The organism is Allokutzneria multivorans (assembly GCF_039537405.1).
In the GTDB taxonomy this organism is placed as follows: Bacteria; Actinomycetota; Actinomycetes; order Mycobacteriales; family Pseudonocardiaceae; genus Allokutzneria; species Allokutzneria multivorans.
On sequence record NZ_BAABAL010000017.1, the window covers coordinates 328,279 to 346,751 of the forward strand.

At 70.7% G+C, this 18,473-nt stretch carries 15 protein-coding genes; 8 read left to right on the top strand and 7 right to left on the bottom strand.

What is annotated here, in order from left to right:
* Nucleotides 1–67 precede the first annotated feature (67 nt).
* The 3 genes from ABD798_RS22480 to ABD798_RS22490 are packed head-to-tail and all read left to right on the top strand — an operon-like array spanning nucleotide 68 to nucleotide 6,134.
* A complete protein-coding gene (locus ABD798_RS22480; RefSeq protein WP_344877938.1) occupies nucleotides 68–5,044 on the top strand; it encodes an NAD-glutamate dehydrogenase in 4,977 nt (1,658 codons plus the stop codon).
* Between the two features lie 27 nt (nucleotides 5,045–5,071).
* Complete coding sequence (locus ABD798_RS22485) at nucleotides 5,072–5,494, top strand: acyl-CoA thioesterase (RefSeq protein WP_344877940.1); 423 nt, start codon at nucleotides 5,072–5,074, stop codon at nucleotides 5,492–5,494.
* On the top strand, nucleotides 5,487–6,134 hold the full coding sequence (locus ABD798_RS22490; protein WP_344877942.1) for a DUF8185 domain-containing protein: 648 nt from the start codon (nucleotides 5,487–5,489) through the stop codon (nucleotides 6,132–6,134). The genes ABD798_RS22485 and ABD798_RS22490 overlap by 8 nt, the downstream gene beginning before the upstream one ends.
* A gap of 36 nt (nucleotides 6,135–6,170) precedes the next feature.
* Here the strand turns inward: ABD798_RS22490 and ABD798_RS22495 are convergent, their stop codons facing one another.
* The 5 genes from ABD798_RS22495 to ABD798_RS22515 form a co-directional block, all read right to left on the bottom strand.
* Entirely contained in the window at nucleotides 6,171–6,299 is a 129-nt protein-coding gene (locus ABD798_RS22495) for a hypothetical protein (protein ID WP_344877944.1), read from the bottom strand.
* A 24-nt stretch (nucleotides 6,300–6,323) separates the two neighbouring features.
* Nucleotides 6,324–7,907 carry a glycoside hydrolase family 13 protein gene (locus tag ABD798_RS22500; RefSeq protein WP_344877945.1) on the bottom strand — a complete coding sequence of 528 codons (1,584 nt, stop codon included), beginning with the start codon at nucleotides 7,905–7,907 and terminating at the stop codon, nucleotides 6,324–6,326.
* 70 nt (nucleotides 7,908–7,977) lie between these two features.
* Nucleotides 7,978–8,361: a globin gene (locus tag ABD798_RS22505; protein ID WP_344877947.1), complete on the bottom strand. Its 384-nt coding sequence runs from the start codon at nucleotides 8,359–8,361 to the stop codon at nucleotides 7,978–7,980.
* A gap of 91 nt (nucleotides 8,362–8,452) precedes the next feature.
* A complete protein-coding gene (locus tag ABD798_RS22510) occupies nucleotides 8,453–9,394 on the bottom strand; it encodes a mechanosensitive ion channel family protein (protein WP_344877949.1) in 942 nt (313 codons plus the stop codon).
* The gene (locus ABD798_RS22515) at nucleotides 9,395–11,521 is read right to left on the bottom strand and encodes a prolyl oligopeptidase family serine peptidase (RefSeq protein ID WP_344877951.1); all 2,127 of its coding nucleotides are present in this window, start codon (nucleotides 11,519–11,521) and stop codon (nucleotides 9,395–9,397) included. It lies immediately after the preceding gene.
* A gap of 168 nt (nucleotides 11,522–11,689) precedes the next feature.
* Between ABD798_RS22515 and ABD798_RS22520 the strand changes: the two genes are divergently transcribed.
* Nucleotides 11,690–12,355, top strand: coding sequence for an HNH endonuclease (locus ABD798_RS22520; protein ID WP_425549253.1), 666 nt, complete (start codon nucleotides 11,690–11,692; stop codon nucleotides 12,353–12,355).
* Nucleotides 12,356–12,405: 50 nt separating this feature from the next.
* Here ABD798_RS22520 and ABD798_RS22525 read toward each other — a convergent pair whose 3' ends face one another.
* On the bottom strand, nucleotides 12,406–12,726 hold the full coding sequence (locus ABD798_RS22525) for a DUF2345 domain-containing protein (protein WP_344877953.1): 321 nt from the start codon (nucleotides 12,724–12,726) through the stop codon (nucleotides 12,406–12,408).
* Between the two features lie 305 nt (nucleotides 12,727–13,031).
* On the opposite strand from ABD798_RS22525, the gene ABD798_RS22530 reads away from it, so the two are divergent.
* From ABD798_RS22530 to ABD798_RS22540, 3 genes are read left to right on the top strand one after another with little or no spacing between them, the layout of a single operon-like run.
* On the top strand, nucleotides 13,032–14,285 hold the full coding sequence (locus tag ABD798_RS22530; protein ID WP_344877955.1) for an MFS transporter: 1,254 nt from the start codon (nucleotides 13,032–13,034) through the stop codon (nucleotides 14,283–14,285).
* Nucleotides 14,286–14,295: 10 nt separating this feature from the next.
* Nucleotides 14,296–14,547: an aa3-type cytochrome oxidase subunit CtaJ gene (ctaJ, locus tag ABD798_RS22535; protein ID WP_344877957.1), complete on the top strand. Its 252-nt coding sequence runs from the start codon at nucleotides 14,296–14,298 to the stop codon at nucleotides 14,545–14,547.
* Nucleotides 14,534–15,016, top strand: coding sequence for a DUF5130 family protein (locus tag ABD798_RS22540; RefSeq protein ID WP_344877959.1), 483 nt, complete (start codon nucleotides 14,534–14,536; stop codon nucleotides 15,014–15,016). Before ctaJ ends, ABD798_RS22540 begins: the two co-directional genes overlap by 14 nt.
* A gap of 61 nt (nucleotides 15,017–15,077) precedes the next feature.
* On the opposite strand, the gene pepN is transcribed toward ABD798_RS22540, so the two are convergent.
* Complete coding sequence (gene pepN / locus ABD798_RS22545; protein ID WP_344877961.1) at nucleotides 15,078–17,642, bottom strand: aminopeptidase N; 2,565 nt, start codon at nucleotides 17,640–17,642, stop codon at nucleotides 15,078–15,080.
* Between the two features lie 121 nt (nucleotides 17,643–17,763).
* On the opposite strand from pepN, the gene ABD798_RS22550 reads away from it, so the two are divergent.
* Nucleotides 17,764–18,384, top strand: coding sequence for a mycothiol-dependent nitroreductase Rv2466c family protein (locus tag ABD798_RS22550; RefSeq protein WP_344877963.1), 621 nt, complete (start codon nucleotides 17,764–17,766; stop codon nucleotides 18,382–18,384).
* The last annotated feature ends 89 nt before the right edge of the window (nucleotides 18,385–18,473 follow it).

An 18,473-nucleotide genomic window follows, 5' to 3' on the forward strand; every position in this document is an offset into this window, starting at 1 on the left:
TAGGGGAGTTACCCTCGCGAGGTCCCGGCACAGCGGCGTGCCGGAGAGCGCGTGGAGCCTGCTGACCATGACTTCGACCGGAGAACCGTTGGGTACCGCAACGTCCCGTCCCGAGTCCACCCGCAACCCCGTCGACGACGCCCCGGGCAGTCCCGAGTCGGTCCGCGACGAGCTGCTTGACCGAGCGGTGCACGCCGCTCCCGACCTCGCCGAGCTGCTCCGCCTCTACTACCGGCACGTGCCGGCCGAGGAGGTCGTCGAGGACGAGCCCGTCGACCTGGTCGGGGCGGTCCGCTCGCACTACCAGCTCGCCGAGAACCGGGTGCCCGGCCGCCCGGCGGTCCGCGCGCTGAACCCGGAGCGCGCCCACGACGGCTGGTCCTGCCCGGCCACCGTCGTCCAGCTGGTCACCGACGACATGCCCTACCTGGTCGACTCGGTCGTCGCCGAGCTGACCCGCAGCGGCGTCCAAGTTCAGCGGGTGGTGCACCCGATCCTGGTGGTGCGCAGGGACGTCACCGGCGCCCTGCTGGAGGTCCTCGACGACGCGGACCCCAGCGACCCGCCCGCGGACGCGCTCGCCGAGTCGTGGATGCACCTCGAGGTCGACTACATCACCGACGCCGAGCGCGCCCGCGACCTGGAACAGCGCCTGCTGTCGGTGCTCAACGACGTCCGCGAGGTCGTCGAGGACAGCGCGAAGATGGCGGGCACCGCCCTTGAGCTGGCCGGTCAGCTGGAGACCGCGCCGCCGCCGCTGCCGAGCGAGGAGGTCGTCGACGGCGCCGGCCTGCTGCGCTGGCTGGCCGACGGGCACTTCACCTTCCTCGGTTACCGGCACTACGAGCTGGTCCAGGACGAGACCACAGACAACGAGCCCGCACTGCGCGCCGTCCTCGCCTCCGGGCTGGGCGTGCTGCGCCAGGACAGCCTCGCCGCGCGCAGCTTCACCGCGGGTCCCGACGCCGCCGCGCAGGCGCTGGCGAAGGAACTGCTGGTGCTCACGCAGGCCAGCGCGCCGTCCACGGTGCACCGCTCGGTCTACCCGTACTACGTCGGCGTGAAGACCTTCGACGCCGACGGCCGGGTCAACGGCGAGCACCGCTTCCTCGGCGTCTTCACCACCACGGCGCTGCACGAGAACGTGCTCGACATCCCGGTGATGGAGCGCCGCGTGCGCCAGGTGATCCACCGCGCGGGCTTCCCGCTGGCCTCCTACTCGGGGCAGCGGATGCTCGAGGTGATCCAGAACTACCCGCGCACCGAGCTGTTCTCCACCGACCCCGAGTCGCTGTTCCAGACCACCACGAAGGTGCTGGCGCTGGCGGAGCGCCGCAAGCTGCGGCTGTTCCTGCGCCGCGACCCGTACCGCCGCTTCTTCTCCTGCCTGGTCTACCTGCCGCGCGACCGCTACACGACGACCTCGCGGCTGGCCATGCAGGAGGTGCTGCTCGCGGAGCTGAACGGCACCGGCCTGGAGTACAGCGCGCGCATCGGCGAGTCGGCCCTGGCGCGCGTGCACTTCATGGTGCACACGGACCCGCAGAGCGACATCGAGCCGGACACCGCGAGCATCCAGCAGCGCCTGACCGACGCCGCGCGCAGCTGGGACGACCTCATGGTGGACGCCGTGCTCGCCGAGCAGACGGCGGTCACCGCGGGCACCGAGTCCGCGACGGAGCTGGGCCAGCGCTACGCCACGATGTTCCCGGAGTCCTACAAGGAGGACTTCCCGGCCACCGAGGGCCTCTCCGACCTGCGCAGGCTGCAACGGCTCTCCGGCCCCGGCGATGCGGACATGTGCTTCTACGTTCCCGAGCAGGCCGAGCCGGGGGAGCGCCGCTTCAAGCTCTACCTCGCCGGTCGCCGGATCACGCTGTCCCAGGTGCTGCCGGTGTTGCAGGGCATGGGCGTCGAGGTCGTCGACGAGCACCCCTACGAGGTCATGCGCGAGGACGGCACCCAGTGCTGGATCTTCGACTTCGGCCTGCGCCTGGAGCCGTCGGTGCTGGAGCAGATCGGCACCGAGAACCTGGACGCGCTGCGCAAGCGCTTCCAGGACGCCTTCGCCGCCGCGTGGCGGGGTGAGGCCGAGGTCGACCGGTTCAACTCGCTGGTGCTGCGCGCCGGGCTGGACTGGCAGCAGGCCGCGCTGCTGCGCGCCTACGCCAAGTACCTGCGCCAGGCCCGCACCCCGTACAGCCAGGACTACATCGAGGACGCCGTCCTGGCGCACACCGACGTGATCGCGGCGCTGGTGCGGCTGTTCGAGGTCCGCTTCGACCCGAGGCTGGCCGACGAGGGCCGCCAAGCGCAGACCGACACCCTGGTGGCCGAGGTGACCAGGATGATCGACGAGGTCACCAGCCTGGACTCGGACCGCATCCTGCGCTCCTACCTCACCCTGATCAACGCCACGCTGCGGACGAACTACTTCTTCCGCGACGAGGCCGGCGAGGCCAAGCCGTACCTGTCCTTCAAGCTGGAGCCGAAGGCCATCCCGGACCTGCCCCAGCCGCGCCCGGCGTTCGAGATCTTCGTGTACTCGCCGCGCGTCGAGGGCGTGCACCTGCGCTTCGGCCCGGTGGCGCGCGGCGGTCTGCGCTGGTCCGACCGGCGCGAGGACTTCCGCACGGAGGTGCTGGGCCTGGTCAAGGCGCAGGCCGTGAAGAACGCGGTGATCGTGCCCGTCGGCTCCAAGGGCGGCTTCGTGGTGAAGCGCCCGCCGACGCCCACCGGCGACCCCGGCCTTGACCGCGAGGCGAACCTGGCCGAGGGCATCGCCTGCTACCGGATGTTCATCTCCGGCCTGCTCGACCTCACCGACAACCTGCGCGCCACCGCCGACGGCAACGTCGTCGTCCCGGCGCCGCAGGTGGTGCGGCACGACGGCGACGACACCTACCTGGTCGTCGCGGCGGACAAGGGCACGGCGACCTTCTCCGACATCGCCAACGAGGTCGCGGCCAGCTACGGCTTCTGGCTGGGCGACGCCTTCGCCTCCGGCGGCTCCATCGGCTACGACCACAAGGCCATGGGCATCACCGCCCGCGGCGCGTGGGAGGCCGTCAAGCGCGCCTTCCGCGAGCTGGGCACCGACACGCAGACGCAGGAGTTCACCGTCGTCGGCGTCGGTGACATGTCCGGCGACGTCTTCGGCAACGGCATGCTGCTCTCCGAGCACATCCGCCTCGTCGCGGCCTTCGACCACCGGCACGTCTTCATCGACCCGGAGCCCGACGCCGCGCGCGGGTTCGCCGAGCGCGCCAGGCTGTTCGCGCTGCCGCGCTCCTCGTGGGACGACTACGACCGGGGTCTGATCAGCGAGGGCGGCGGGGTCTGGCCGCGCACCGCGAAGTCCATCCCGCTCTCCGAGCAGGTCCGCGCGGCGCTGGGCGTCGACGAGGGCGTGGAGAAGCTGTCCCCGGCCGAGCTGATCAAGGCGATCCTGCTCTCCCCGGTGGACCTGCTGTGGAACGGTGGCATCGGCACCTACGTCAAGGCCAGCACCGAGAGCCACGCCGAGGTCGGCGACAAGGCCAACGACGCGGTCCGCGTCGACGGCTCCGCGCTGCGGGTCAAGGTGGTCGGCGAGGGCGGCAACCTGGGGCTGACCCAGCTCGGCCGGATCGAGTTCGCCAAGGCGGGCGGCAAGGTCAACACCGACGCGCTGGACAACTCCGCCGGGGTGGACTGCTCCGACCACGAGGTCAACATCAAGATCCTGCTCGACCGCCTGGTGGCCGACGGCAAGCTGGACGGCGCGCAGCGCGATGAGCTGCTGGTCCAGATGACCGACGAGGTCGCGGACCTGGTGCTGACCGACAACTACCGGCAGAACGGGGTGCTCGGCGTCAGCCGCGCGCACGCCGCGCCGATGCTGTCGGTGCACGCGCGCCTGGTCACCGACCTGGAGAAGAAGCGCGGCCTGGACCGGGCGCTGGAGGCGCTGCCGACCAGGGGCCAGTTCAAGGCCATGGAGCAGGCGGGCGAGGGGCTGACCTCGCCGGAGCTGGCCACGCTGCTGGCGCACGTGAAGCTGGCGCTCAAGGACGACGTGCTGGCCAGCGACCTGCCCGAGCTGGGCACGTTCGCGAGCCGGTTGCCGGAGTACTTCCCGCACCCGCTGCGCGAGCGCTTCGGCGACGCGATCCCCTCGCACCCGCTGCGCCGCGAGATCATCGCGACACTGCTGGTCAACGAGGTCGTCGACGGCGGCGGCATCTCCTACGCCTTCCGCCTCGCCGAGGAGATGACCGCATCGCCCACCGACGCGGTGCGCGCCTTCGCGGTGGTGACCAAGGTCTACGACCTGCCGTCGCTGTGGCGGGAGATCGAGGCGCTGGACAACGTCATCCCGACCGACGTGGCCGACGACATGGTGCTGGAGTCGCGGCGCCTGCTCGACCGCGCGGCCAGGTGGCTGCTGTCCAACCGCCCGCAGCCGCTCGCCGTCGGCGCCGACATCACCCGCTTCCAGCGCGTGGTCGGCGATCTCGCGCCGAAGGCGATGGAGATGCTGCGCGGTCGTGAGCTGGAGACCGTGCAGGCGCACGCCGACCGGCTGATGGCCTCGGGGGTCCCGGAGAAGCTGGCCTGCCGGGTCGCCTCGCTGCTCTACACCTACTGCCTGCTCGACGTCACCGAGGTGGCGGAGCTGGCCGAGCGCGAGGGCGGCCTGGTGCACGGCGAGCACAGCCCGCGCCAGACGGCGGAGCTGTACTACGCGCTGTCGGAGCACCTGGACGTCGACCGGATGCTGGTCTCGGTGAGCGCGCTGGAGCGGGGCAACCGCTGGCACGCGCTGGCCAGGCTGGCGCTGCGGGACGACCTGTACTCCACGATGCGGGCGATCACCCTGGACGTGCTGCGCACCAGCGACCCGGACGACTCCGCGGACTCCAAGATCGCGAAGTGGGAGGAGGCCAACGCCTCCCGGCTCGGCAGGATGCGGGCGGCGATGCAGGAGATCAAGGAAGCCGGGCGGCTCGACCTGCCTACGCTGTCGGTTGCGGCCCGGCAGGTCCGCAGCATCGTGCGATAAGGGGAAACAGCAGCAGTGAGTCCGTTCGTGACCCATGTCCACCCGCGTTGGGCGGACATAGACCTCAACCGCCACGTCAACCACGCGGTGATCGTGACGCTGATGGAGGAAGCGCGCGGGCACATGCTGTTCACCGACTCCTCGCCCTGGGCCGGGTTCTCGGACCCGGCCCGGGGCCTGGTGGTCGCGAAGCTGACCGTCGACTTCCGCGCCCCGCTGGACTGGACGGGCAAGCCCGTCCGCGTCCGGGTCGACGTCAGCGACCTGCGCCCGGCCACGTTCGTCATGCGCCACACCGTCCACTGTGGACCGTCCGAGGAGGACAGGGTCGCTGCGGTCGGTGAGGTGCTCGTCGCGGGTTTCCACGTGACGACGACGCGGCCGCGCAGGCTCGCCGAGGAAGAGCGCGAGTTCCTCGCGGAGTACGTGGTGGAGGACGTTCATGCCTGAGCTGCTCATCGCCGACAAGGACGAGCGCGACGACCTCGGCGCCTTCGTGGCGCGCGCGGTCCGGCTCGACACCGGGGTCCTGGTGCGCCTGCGCACCCGGCCCAGCGCCGACGGCGAACACCTGCTGGAGGCGTGGGCGTCGACCCCGTTCGACACCCTGGTCACCCGCACCGTTCGCGGTCAGGTGGAGCCGGGCGACCTCACGGTCAACGGCAACGAACTGCTGGCCTCGCTCGCCGTCGTCGGTGGTGCGCGGGTCGATCCCGGGCCGCCGCAGGACATCCTGTGGCGCTCCGCGCTGCCGCCCGCCGTGGGCTGGCTGCCCGTGGACGACCTGCCCGCCGAGATGGTCGCCGACCTGGCCGACCAGGGCGTCGCGGTCGCCAAGGAGAACCCGGGTCCGCGCGGCACACCGCCCGCGTCGCTGCTCGACCAGTCGGTGCTCACGGTCAGCGGCTCGGGGCTGGACGTGAAGATCCCGCTGCGCTGCCTCTTCGCGCTCTCCGGCATGGGATTCCTGACCAGCAGGCACGAGGGCGACAAGGTCCGCGTCACCGCCACCGACTCGTGGCTGCGCATGGACGCGCGCTTCGGCGCCGTGGTCCGCCGGCGCCACTCCCTCCTGCCCCTCCTCGTCTGAGAAGGGGCAGGCGAGAGAAGGGGACTAGGGCGTGTTTCACAGGTCCGTGTTCGCGATAGCCGGGCCGAGCCCGCCCCTGGCCGCGCCGCCGGAAAGCCCACGTACAACACCGGTACGCGGACTTCCCGCCGTCTTGCCGGGAACGACCTCGATCCCGGCTCTCATCGAACGAGACCTATGAAACACGCCCTAGCCGAGCCAGGCGGCGGTGTTGGGCGGGAGTTGGCCGTCGGAGGTGAGCTCCGCGCTGGAGAGGATGACCTCGCCGGGCGGGAGCGGGACTGCGACGGGCGAGGTGTTGAGCGCGCAGATGAGGCCGCCCGACCCGCGCCTGAAGGCGAAGCAGCCCTCCGGCGCGCCGTACCACTCGACGTCCTGGCCCGCGAAGCCCGGATGCGTGCGCCGCAGCTCGATGGCCTGCCGGTAGAGCGAGAGCATCGAACCCGGGTCCTCCAGCTGCGCCTCCACGGTCAGCGGAGCCCAGTCCTGCGGCATGGGCAGCCAGGTGCTCTCGCCGGAGGTGAAGCCGAACACCGGCCCGGAGCCCTCCCACGGCATCGGCACGCGGCAGCCGTCACGCCCGCGCTCGGTGTGCCCGGAGCGCTCCCAGACGGGGTCCTGCAACGCCCAGTCCGGCAGGTCCACGTTGGGCAGGCCCAGCTCTTCGCCGTTGTACAGGTAGACGACGCCGGGCAGGGCCAGCTCGACCAGCGCCATCGCGCGCGCCCGCGCCCGGCCCAGCTCGCCGCCGCCGTAGCGGGTGGTGTGCCGCACGACGTCGTGGTTGGACAGCGTCCACGTCGGCAGCGCGCCGACGGTGCGCACGGCCGCGACGGAGTGCTCGATCGCCGAGCGCACGGACGCCGCGTCGAAGTCGGTCTCCACCAGGCGGAAGTTGAAGCCCAGGTGCAGCTCGTCGGGGCGGACGTAGGCCGCGAAGCGCTCGTCGCCCTTCACCCAGATCTCGCCGACGGCCATCCGGTCCTGGTACTCGTCGAGCACCTTGCGGATGCGGCGGTGGATCTCGTGCACCTCGTCGTTGTCGAAGCGCGGGTCGTTGGCGTTGTCGTGCAAGACACCGCTGCCGTCGACGAAGCCCTCCGCGACGTCCGGCAGACCTGCGGGCTTGGCCATGCCGTGCGCCACGTCGATCCGGAAGCCGTCGACGTCGCGGTCCAGCCAGAACCGCAGCGTGGTGTCGAGGTCCTCGACCACCTCGGGGTTGGCCCAGTTCAGGTCCGGCTGCTCGGGGGCGAACAGGTGCAGGTACCACTGGCCGTCGGCGACGCGGGTCCACGCGGGCCCGCCGAAGATGCTCGGCCAGTTGTTCGGCGGCTGCGAGCCGTCGGCGCCGCGACCCTCGCGGAAGACGTAGCGCTCGCGCTCGGGGCTGCCGGGGCCAGCGCGCAGGGCGGCCTGGAACCACTCGTGCTGGTCGCTGCTGTGGTTGGGCACGAGGTCGACGGTGACCTTGATGCCCCGGGCGTGCGCGTCGGCGACCAACCGGTCGAAGGCGGCCAGGTCGCCGAAGAGCGGGTCGACGTCCCTCGGGTCGGCGACGTCGTAGCCGTGGTCGGCCATCGGCGAGCGGAAGAACGGGGTCAGCCACAGGGCGTCGACACCGAGCAGTTCCAGGTAGCCGAGCCGCGCCCGGATGCCGTCCAAGTCGCCGACCCCGTCACCGTTCGCGTCGGCGAAGGAGCGGACGTAGACCTGGTAGAACACGGTGTTGTTCCACCACGGCGTGGCGGCTGCTTCGGGGGAAGGTCGCACGGGGGTCCATCCTGCCATCCGACACTGACAACCACCCCCGATTCACAGTCGGGTGGCCTACACCCGACGCTCAGACGGGCGAGTTCATCAGGCTGTTCGCCGCCATCTCCAGGTAGTCCCAGAGCTGCTTGCGGTGCGCCTCCGACAGCCCCGCCTCGTCCACCGCGATCCGCGCGCAGCGCAGCCAGGCGTCGCGTTCGAGCGGCCCGACCTTGAACGGCATGTGGCGCATCCGCAGCCGGGGGTGTCCGCGCTGGTCGGAGTAGTCGTGCGGCCCGCCCCAGTACTGCATCAGGAACATCCGGAAGCGGTCCTCGGCGGGTCCGAGGTCCTCCTCCGGGTACATCGGGCGCAGCAGCGGGTCGGTGGCCACCTCGGCGTAGAAGCGCGCGACGATGCGCCGGAAGGTCTCTTCGCCGCCCACGGCCTCGTAGAAAGTCTCGGGTGTGCCCACGTCCCCATCCTGACACGCCGCGGCCGGGCGCTTCGACGAGCGCCCGGCCGCGGTGAGCATCAGGACTTCAGAGCGTCAGGACTTCAGCGTGTCAGGAGTCGGCGGTCGTGGCGGGCGGGGCCTCGATGCCCGCCTCGTCCACCGCCGCCTTGACCTTGGCCCGCAGCGCGCGCTGCACGGCCCACTGCCTGCTCGGCCTGACCTTGACGGTGACGCGCACGGTGACGGTCTCCGAGGTGACCTTCTCCACGCCCAGGACCTCGGGCGCCTCCAGCACGTCGTCGGCCAGCGGAGCGACCTGGGTGGCCTCCGCCGTGGTGGTGCCGATCAGCTCGATCGCCTTGTTGATGTCCACGGTGTAGGCCAGCGGCACGTCGACGACGGCCACCGCGAAACCCTGGGTGGAGTTGCCCACCCGCTGCACGATGCCGTTGCGGACGTACCAGACCGTGCCGTTGCCGTCCCGCAGCGTGGTGATGCGCAAGCCGACCGCCTCGACGGTGCCGCTGGCATCGCCCAGGTCGACGACGTCACCGACCCCGTACTGGTCCTCCATCAGCATGAACATGCCGGACAGGAAGTCCTTGACCAGGTTCTGCGCGCCGAAACCGATCGCGACGCCGAGCACGCTGGCCGAGGCCAGGATCGGCGTGAGGTTGATGCCGAGCACGCCCAGCACCATCATGAACGCCACGGCGAAGATCACGATCGAGAACGCCGAGCGCAGCACCGAGCCCATGGTCTGGGCGCGCTGCTTGCGGCGCTCCGACAGCAGCGGCCCGAGCGACTCCGGCGCCCGCTCCTTCAACGGCCGCAGCAGTTTCGGCACGCTGCCGTCGCCGCCGCTGGTGAGCTTGCGGATCGCGCGGTGCGCGAGGAACCGGGCCACGAACGCCAGCAGGATGATGAGCAGGACCTGGCCCGTGCCCACCAGCACCGCGTGCCACTGCACCTGGCCGAGCTGCTTCACCAGCGCGCCCGGGTCCAGCACCGTGTCGGTCATCGCGGTCACGTCTATGGGGAGCTGCTCCACTTACCGACTCTCCAGGTCCAATCCGGTGGCCGAGGCCAGGAACGCCAACTCGTCCGTGAGGAGGTCGACCATCCTGGACACCGACCGTGTTGAGTGGCCGACCTCAGTCTCGCGGCGGAACACTATCGGGCGATCACTGTCCGACCCAGTGGTGGAGTGCTGTAGCGCGGCGCACATTTTCCTTGCGTGGCAAGGGTCGACACGGCTGTCCGACTCGAACACGGAGAACAGCACCGACGGGTAGCGCACGCCCTCGCGCACGTGGTGGTACGGCGAGTAGGACAGCAGCCAGGCCAGCTCCTCGGGCTTGTCCGCGCTGCCGTACTCGTCGTTCCAGGTGCGCCCGATGAGGAACTTCTCGTAGCGCACCATGTCCAGCAGCGGCGCCGAGCAGACCACCGCGCGGTAGAGCTCCGGCCGCTGGGTGAGCGCGGCGCCGACGAGCAGCCCGCCGTTGGAGCCGCCCATGATCGACAGCTGCTCCGAGGTCGTCCAGCCGCCCGCGATCAGGTGCTCGGCCGCGGCGTGCAGGTCGTCGAAGGTGTTCTGCTTGTTCGCCCGCATGCCCGCTTGGTGCCACGTCTCGCCCTCCTCGCCGCCACCGCGCAGCGAGGCGATCGCGTACACGCCACCGGCCTCGGCCCACGCCAGCGCCGCCGCGCGGTACCCGGGCGAGGAGCTGTTGGAGAAGCCGCCGTAGCCGTTGAGCAGCACGGGGAGCGGCTGCTCCGGGCGCTCGGTCGGCGCGATCACGAACATCCGGACGGCGGTCCCGTCCTTCGAGGTGTAGGTGAGCTGGCTCGTGTGCACGGAGGGCGCGGTGGTGGCGCCGGGCGCCGAGGACTCCAGCTCGACCTCGCCGGTGGCCAGCGAGAAGCGGTAGACGCACGGCGGCGTGACGAAGTCCGCCCAGCCCAGCCACACGTCGTCGGCGTGCACGTCGGTCAGAGCGTCCACAGTGGACAGAGCGTGCACCGAACCCATGCCGGGCAGCTGGACCTGGTTGATGTGCTCACCGGTCACGTCGTCGTGCAGGTGCAGCTCGGAGACCGCGTGCCGGGTCCGCAGCACCAGCAGCCGGGCGGGCCGGTCGGCGGTCGCGGCCACCCGGTGCACGCCCTCCAGCACCGAGTCGGCCTCCTCGGCGATCAGCTCGGTCCAGTTCGCCCGCTCGGGGTGCTCCGGATCAGCGACGCACAGCCGCCACCGGGGCGAGTCCAGCGTGGTCATCAGGTAGAGCCGGTTGTCGTCCTCGAACCAGGCGGAGCAGTAGCCGCCCTCGGCGTCGCCGTCCACGATCTTGCGCAGCTCGCCGTCGCCGTGCAGGTCGGCCAGCCACACCGTCTGCCTCGGCGCGGTGCCGGGGGTGGCGTCGACGATCAGCCAGCGGCCGTCCTCGGATACCCGGGTGCCGTAGTAGAGGGTCATGTCGAGGCCGTCGCCGTGCAGCAGCACGTCGGTGGAGGTGTCCGCGCCGACGCGGTGCCGCCACACCCGCCGGTGGAAGAGCTCCTCGCCGTCCGGGACCGCCTCCGGCGGCAGCCGCCGCACGTAGATCATCTCCTCGCCGCCGGGCAGCCAGGTCATCGCGCTGAACCGCATCCGGTCGATCGGGCCGTCCAGCACCTCACCGGAGGCCACGTCGATGACGGTCAGCCGCGACTCCTCGTCACCGCTGGAGGAGACCTTGTAGGACAGCCGCGTGCCCTCGATGCTCGGCGCCCAGCCGTCGAGCGTGGTCAGCCCGGTCGGGTCCATCGCGGTGACGTCCACCAGCACGCGCTCGGTGCCATCGGCCTCGCGCACGTAGAGCACCGGGTGCTCCTGGTCCGGCAGCCGCCTGGTGAAGAAGGCCCGGCCACCGCGCCAGCGCGGCGCGGCCACCGAGCCGGTGCGCATCAGGCCGTCGAGTCTGCTCGCGATCCGGTCCCGGCCCGGCAGTGCCGTGAGCTGCGCTTTCGCCAGCTCGTCCTGGGCGGCGGCCCAGTCCGTGGTGCGCTCGTCGGTGACGTCCTCAAGCCAGCGGTAGGGGTCGGCGACGAGGTGGCCGTGCAGGTCCTCGACGAGGTCGAGGCGCTCGGCGGCGGGGTAGGAGGTGAGCGGAGCGGGAGGTCGCGAGTGGGTCACGGCCCCGACGATAGAGGCTCCCGCCGACACGCCCGACGCCGCTGGCCTGCTCAGAGGTCGTGCCAGGCGCGGGCATTGGCTGATTCTTCATCGACACGTCATGAATCACACGTGCGTTCCGGGCCGGTTGTGTGGTCGACTAAGAACTGAACCGGTGGAGGTGGTCGCGTGCCAGACCGACAACCGACTACCAAGGGTGCGCCCCTGCGGGTGGCACCCCGGGTAAGGCCGTGTCCGACAGGGGTGGCGACAAGATCATCCCATGCCGAATCCGGTGATCTGCGAGGGGTCGACAAGGCCACCGCGGACGGTAAGCCGATCTGGGGCAGACGCCGGGTTCTGCTGCTCAACGCCACCTACGAGCCGCTCACGGCGCTCCCGCTGCGCAGGGCCATCGTCCTGCTGATCTGCGGCAAGGCCGAGGTCGTCCACGGGGACCCCGCCGGGCTGGTGCTGCACTCCGCGAGCGAGGTGGTGCTGGTCCCATCGGTGATCCGGCTGAGCACCTTCGTGCGCGTCCCCTACCGGGGGCGCGTTCCCATGACGAGGGCCGCGTTGATGTACCGCGACCGCTACCGCTGCGCGTACTGCGGGAGCAGGGCCGAGACGATCGACCACGTGGTTCCGCGCAGTCGGGGCGGGCCGCACACGTGGGAGAACTGCGTCGCCTGCTGCGCCAAGTGCAACCACCGCAAGGCGGACAAGCAGTTGGCCGAGCTGGGCTGGAGGCTCCGAGTGGTTCCGCGCGCTCCGCGCGGTCGCTACTGGAGGCTGCTCGCGAGCATTTCCGAGGCGGACCCGTTGTGGCTGCCCTACCTCGATGAAGCGGCGTGAGGGGCTGTCTCAGCCCCGTCCGCCACGAGTGCTTCTGACGTGCTTTAAGCCTAAGCCGCTGCCGCGAGAGCCGAGATCCGGACGCCGTCTCGGCTGATGCGCACGCCCTCGCGGCCGCTGATGCGCACGCCTTCGCGAGCACTGATGCGAACGCCGTCGCGCTGCGAGCTGATCCGAACGCCTTCGCGAGCACTGATGCGCACGCCCTCGCACTGGGAGCTGATGCGCACGCCGTCGCGCTGCGAGCTGATTCTGACGCCATCGCGTGCGCTGATCCGCACGCCCTGGTACGAAGAGCACGCTGAGGTAAACAGACCCTTACCCGGACGGGTGACGTTGTTGCTCTGCGAGGTGATGGCGGACGTGAACATGAGTGCCCTCCGGCGATCATCGTTCGGATAAGGGGAGATCGGATTTCTATGCAAGACCCGGATAGGTGAAAAAGTAGAGCTACGGCGCTCGGAGAACAAGCCGCCAAGCTGACCGCCATTCGCCGCCGTCCGGACCGGGGCCATTCGGCCGCAGCTCGTGGTCTCGTCGAGTGATCTTCGGCAACCGCTCCCAGGACGCGGTCGCGAGCGCTCCGGCGGTATCGGACAATGCGGCATCGCCGCAGGTCCGCCGGTCTTCGGCGAGGGGCGGCCGGACGAGGGGCCGCAGGGAGGACGCGAGCACGGTGAGTCGCCCCGACGAGAAGGTGGCAGAGGGCTCCGGCGTGCGCGGACCCGGCTTTCGCAGACTTTTTCTCGCCTGGTCGGTCTCCCTCGTCGGCGACGGCGTCCGCGCGGCGGCCCTGCCCCTCTACGTCGCGGTCAGCACGGGGGACCCGCTGGCCGCCTCGGCGGTCGTCGCGGCCGAGCTGCTGCCGTGGCTGTTGGTCGCGCTCCCAGCCGGTGCGCTCGTGGACCGCTGGCGCCCGAGAACCGTCGTCCTGACGGCCTACGCCATCCGCGCGGTGCTGACCGCCGTGCTGGCCGCCGTGGTGTTCACCGGGAACGATCCGGTGATCGTTCTCGCGCTCCTCGCATTCCTGCTGACGACCGTGGAGACCTTCGCCGACTCCGCCTCGCAGCTGCTTCTCGTGGAGATCGCCGGGCCTGCGGATCTGGATCGCGCCAACAGCCGTTTCGTCACCGCGGAGACGATCGGCGTCGACCTGGCCGGCCCGCTCGCGGCGAGCCTGCTGTTCGTGTGGGAGCCCGCCGCGTGCTTCGCGCTCGACGCGGTGTCCTTCGCAGTGGCCGCCTGGTACGTCGCACGGGTGCCGGACGTGGTCCCGCACCGTGAGAAGCATGACGGCGAGTCGTTGGTGCGCCAGGTCGTCGAGGGCGTGCGCTACCTGCTGACCGATCGCTCGCTGCGCGTGCTCGTGCTGGCCGTCGTCCTGTGCGCGATGTCGGCGGCGGCGGTGAACGTGGTGAGCGCGCTGTTCGCGATCCAGGTGCTCGGCTTCGCGCCCGAGCTGGTGCCGACGCTGATGGTCACGATGGCGCTGGGCATCCTGCTCGCCGCGCGAGTGACACCGGCGCTGGGCGCCCGCGTCGGCGAGGGCGTGCTGATGATCATCTCGCTGCTGCTCGTGGCCGGGGGCTTCGCGCTGCTGGCCGCCGCCGTGGTGCCCGCGCTGGCGTGGGTGGCGTACTTCGTCACGGGCCTGGGCAGCGGCTGCTGGAACGTGCTCTCGGCGACCCGGCGGCAGCGGCTGACCCCGGGGCACCTGATGGGCAGGATCTCCAGCGGTTACCGCGTGCTCGCCTGGGGGCTGATGCCCGTGGGGGCCGCGCTGGCCGGGCCGATCGCGGGTGCGACCACGCTCGGGACGGTGCTCTTCGGCGCCGCAGTGATCGTCGCCACGACCGCGGTGGTGCTCGGTGGGCCGCTGCTGCGCACCGGTGGACCTGGCCACGCCCCGCGCTCTTCGGGCATCTAGAGTACGAGCCGTGAACGTCGCGGAGACCCTCCTCGTCTTTGCGCTGATCCCGCTGGCCATCTACGGCGTGATCGCGCTCCTGACGCTGTGGCCCAAGTTCGCCCGTACCCCGAGGTACAGCCCGGGGCAGGACTGGGACTACGAGCCGGTGTGGTGGACGGCCAACCCGGCCGGTGTGGGCGCGCGCCCCGCCTCCGGTGCCACCGCCGTGGACGCGCAGTCCGTTCGTACCGCTCGGGGAGGTGCCCGTGGTAGCTGGTGAGGTCGTCAAGAAGGAGCTCGACCGTGAGCTCGGTATCGGTGAGGCGCTGACCATCAGCGGCCGCGTCTCGGTGGCCAGGATGGTGTCGCCGCAGCCGCCCACCGTCCCGTTCTCGCCGTCGCAGCTCGCGTCCCTCGACGAGGCGCTGACGCTGGCGAGCAGGCTCACCGGGCTGGACTTCAGCGTCTACCTCGGCGGGCTCGGCGAGGACAGCCGGGCGACCGCCGAGTCGCTGCACGCCCAGATCGGCCCGCGCGCCTCCGACGCCGTGCTGATCGCGGTGTCCCCGGGCGCGCGCGTGCTGGAGGTGGTGACCGGCGAGGAGTCCTCGCGCCGCATCTCCGACCGCAGCTGCAAGCTCGCCGTCATGAGCATGGTCGCCTCCTTCAAGGAGGGCGACCTCTCCGGCGGTCTGGTCAGCGCCCTGCGCATGCTCTCCGACCAGGCGGGCCCCGCCCCCAAGCACTGATCCCGCTCAACGCACAACGCCCGCCCACTGTCGCAGTGGGCGGGCGTTGTCGCGTCAGGGGCTACGAGCGGTCGAACTCGCGGGCCCGGAGCGCGCGGACGACGCCCGCGCGGCCCTCGGTGATCAGCCGGCGCAGCGCTGGGGAGGCCTCACCCTCCAGCCACTTGTCCGCGGCGTCCACCGTGGCCTGCTCGATCGCCCAGCTCGGGAACAGGCCCTCGACGCACGGCTGGGCCTGCTCGGTGGAGCGGCGCGACCACATCTCCGCCACCTCGGCGAAGTAGCGCGGCACGTACGGCGCGAGCAGCTCGATCTGCGCCGGGTGGTAGAAGCCGCCGACGATCGCCTCGTTGATCGCGTTGGGCAGCTCGTCGTCGCGCATGGCCCGCTCCCACGCCTCCGCCTTGGCCTCGGCCAGCGGACGGGCGGCACGGGCGCGCTCGGCGGCGCGCTGACCGGTCGCGGTCTGGTCGGCGGCCAGCTCCGCCTCGATCTCGTCCTCACCGGCGGCGCCGTGCGAGACCAGCGCGTGCAGCAGCCGCCAGCGCAGGTCGGTGTCCACGGTGAGCCCGCGCAGCTCGCGGGAGCCGTCCAGCCAGCCGCGCAGCACCTCGGTCTGCTCCGGCCGCAGCACGGAGCCGCACAGCGTGTTGACGTAGGTCAGCTGCTGGTCGGAGCCCTCCTCCGCGGTCTCCACCAGCTCGAAGAGCTTGGAGGTGAAGCGGAACCAGCCCTCGGAGCGCCACGACGGGTCGGCGTAGGAGTTCAGCGCCGCCTGGACCTGCATCAGCAGGCGCATCACGACGCCGATCTCGGACTCCGCGTCGATGCCGTTGAGCACCAGGGTGATGAAGTCGCGGGCCTTCAGCTCGGCCTCGCGGGTCATCTCCCACGCCGCGGACCAGCACAGCGTGCGCGGCAGGGACTCCTCGACGTCGCCGATGCTGTCGATCAGCGTCGCCAGCGAGGCCGGGTCCAGGCGCATCGCGCAGTAGGTCAGGTCGTCGTCGTTGACCAGCACGAGCTTGCCGCGCGGAGTGCCGACCAGCTCGGGCACCTCCGTGACCTCGCCGTCCACGTCGAGCTCGATGCGGTTGATCCGCACCAGCTTGCCCGTGGTCTCGTCGCGGTCGTAGACGCCGATCGCGGTGCGGTGCGTGCGCAGCTCACCGGCACCCGGCTTGGCACCGCTCTGCAGCACCGCGAAGGAGGTGAACCGGTCGCTCGCGTCGACCTCGAAGCGCGGGCGCAGCGTGTTCATGCCCGTGGTCTGCAACCACTGCGCGCTCCACCACGACAGGTCGCGGCCGGAGGCCTGCTCCAGCGAGCTGAGCAGGTCGGCGAGCGTGGCGTTGCCCCACGCGTGCTTGTCGAAGTACATCCGCAGGCCGGAGAGGAAGTGCTCGATGCCCACGTACGCGACGAGCTGCTTGAGGACGCTGGCGCCCTTCGCGTAGGTGATGCCGTCGAAGTTGACCTCGACGGCCTCCACGTCGCTGATCTCGCACGCGATCGGGTGCGTCGACGGCAGCATGTCCTGCCGGTAGGCCCACGACTTCTCCACGTTGGCGAAGGTGGTCCACGCGCTCTTGTACTCGGTGGCCTCGGACTGCGCGTAGACGCTGGCCCAGGTCGCGAAGGACTCGTTCAGCCACAGGTCGTCCCACCAGCGCATGGTGACCAGGTCGCCGAACCACATGTGCGCCATCTCGTGCAGCACGGTCTCGGCGCGGCGCTCGTAGACGTAGCGGGTGACGCGCGAGCGGAAGATGTACTCGTCGCGGAAGGTCACGCAGCCCGCGTTCTCCATGGCGCCCGCGTTGAACTCCGGCACGAAGCACTGGTCGTACTTGCCGAAGGGGTAGCGCACCCCGAACGCCTTGTTGAAGAACTCGAAGCCCTGCTTGGTCTCGGTGAACAGGCGCTCGTGGTCCATGTGCTCGGCCAGCGAGGCGCGCACGTACAGGCCGAGCGGGATGTCTCCCTCGTCGTCGGTGTAGACGTCGCGCCACTCCGCGTAGGGACCGGCCACCAGCGCGACGAGGTAGGTCGACATCGGCTTGGTGGTGGGGAAGTGGTGGGTCACCGCGCCCAGTTCGGTGCTCTCGGTGCCGGTGGCCGCCGCGTTGGAGATGACCCGCCAGTCGTTGGCCGCGGTCACCGTGAGCGTGTAGACCGACTTCAGGTCCGGCTGGTCGAAGCAGGCGAACATCCGCTTCGCGTCCGCCGTCTCGAACTGGGTGTACAGGTAGACCGACTTGTCCACCGGGTCGACGAAGCGGTGCACGCCCTCGCCGGTGTTCATGTAGCGGCATTCCGCCTCCACGACCAGCTCGTTGGTCGCGGCGAGGCCGGGCAACGCGATGCCGTCCTCCTCGCGGTAGCCGGTGACGTCCAGCTCCACACCGTTGAGCACCGCGCGCCGCACCCCGGCCGCGACGATGTCCACCCACGTGGACGCGCCCGGCTCCGAGCAGGTGAAGCGGGCCGTCGTGGTGGAGCGGAAGGTGGTCTCACCAGGCCCGGCGGCACCATCGGTGAGGTCCAAGGAGATGTCGTAGGACTCCACCTTCAGCAGCGCGGCGCGCTCCCGCGCCTGCTCCCACGTGAGGTTCGGTGCTGCCACGTGTTCACCCCTGTCCTGGTTCGTAGACGTCGACTGCTGGGCATCCAATCACGGACCCCCAAAGAACTTTTTACTACCTGCGCGGGGGAATGGTCAGGAGCCTTCAGGGGTTGGCATCGACATGACCGCTGTTGAGCCTGGCAAGACCCGCGTCGACTTCTGGTTCGACCCGCTGTGCCCGTGGGCCTGGATCACTTCCCGCTGGATGCTGGAGGTCGAGAAGGTCCGTGACGTGGAGCTGGACTTCCACGTGATGAGCCTCTCCGTGCTCAACTCCGGCCGCGACCTCCCCGAGCAGTACAAGGCGCTGCTCACCAAGGGCTGGGGCCCCGTGCGCGTGGCCATCGCCGCCGCCCAGAAGCACGGCCAGGAGGTGCTGCGCCCGCTCTACACCGCGCTGGGCACGCGCATCCACAACGACGGTCGGCAGGACTGGGACAACGTGATCGCGGAGGCCCTCGCCGAGCTGGGCCTGCCCGCCGAGCTGGCCGAGGCCGCGACCTCGACCGACTACGACGACGAGCTGAAGGTCAGCCACCACCGCGGCATGGACCCGGTGGGCATGGACGTCGGCACCCCGGTCATCCACGTCGACGGCGTGGCGTTCTTCGGCCCGGTGCTCTCGCGCATCCCGCGCGGCGAGGACGCGGGCAAGGTCTTCGACGGCGCCCGGCTGCTGGCGGGCTTCCCGCACTTCTTCGAGCTGAAGCGGACGCGCACCGAGGACCCCGAGTTCTCCTGAATCGGTGCACGAAGTGAACGGCGTCACCTCAGCGGTGGCGCCGTTTTCACTGCGTGGGGCTCATGTTCACCCGGCTGTGTCAGACTCGG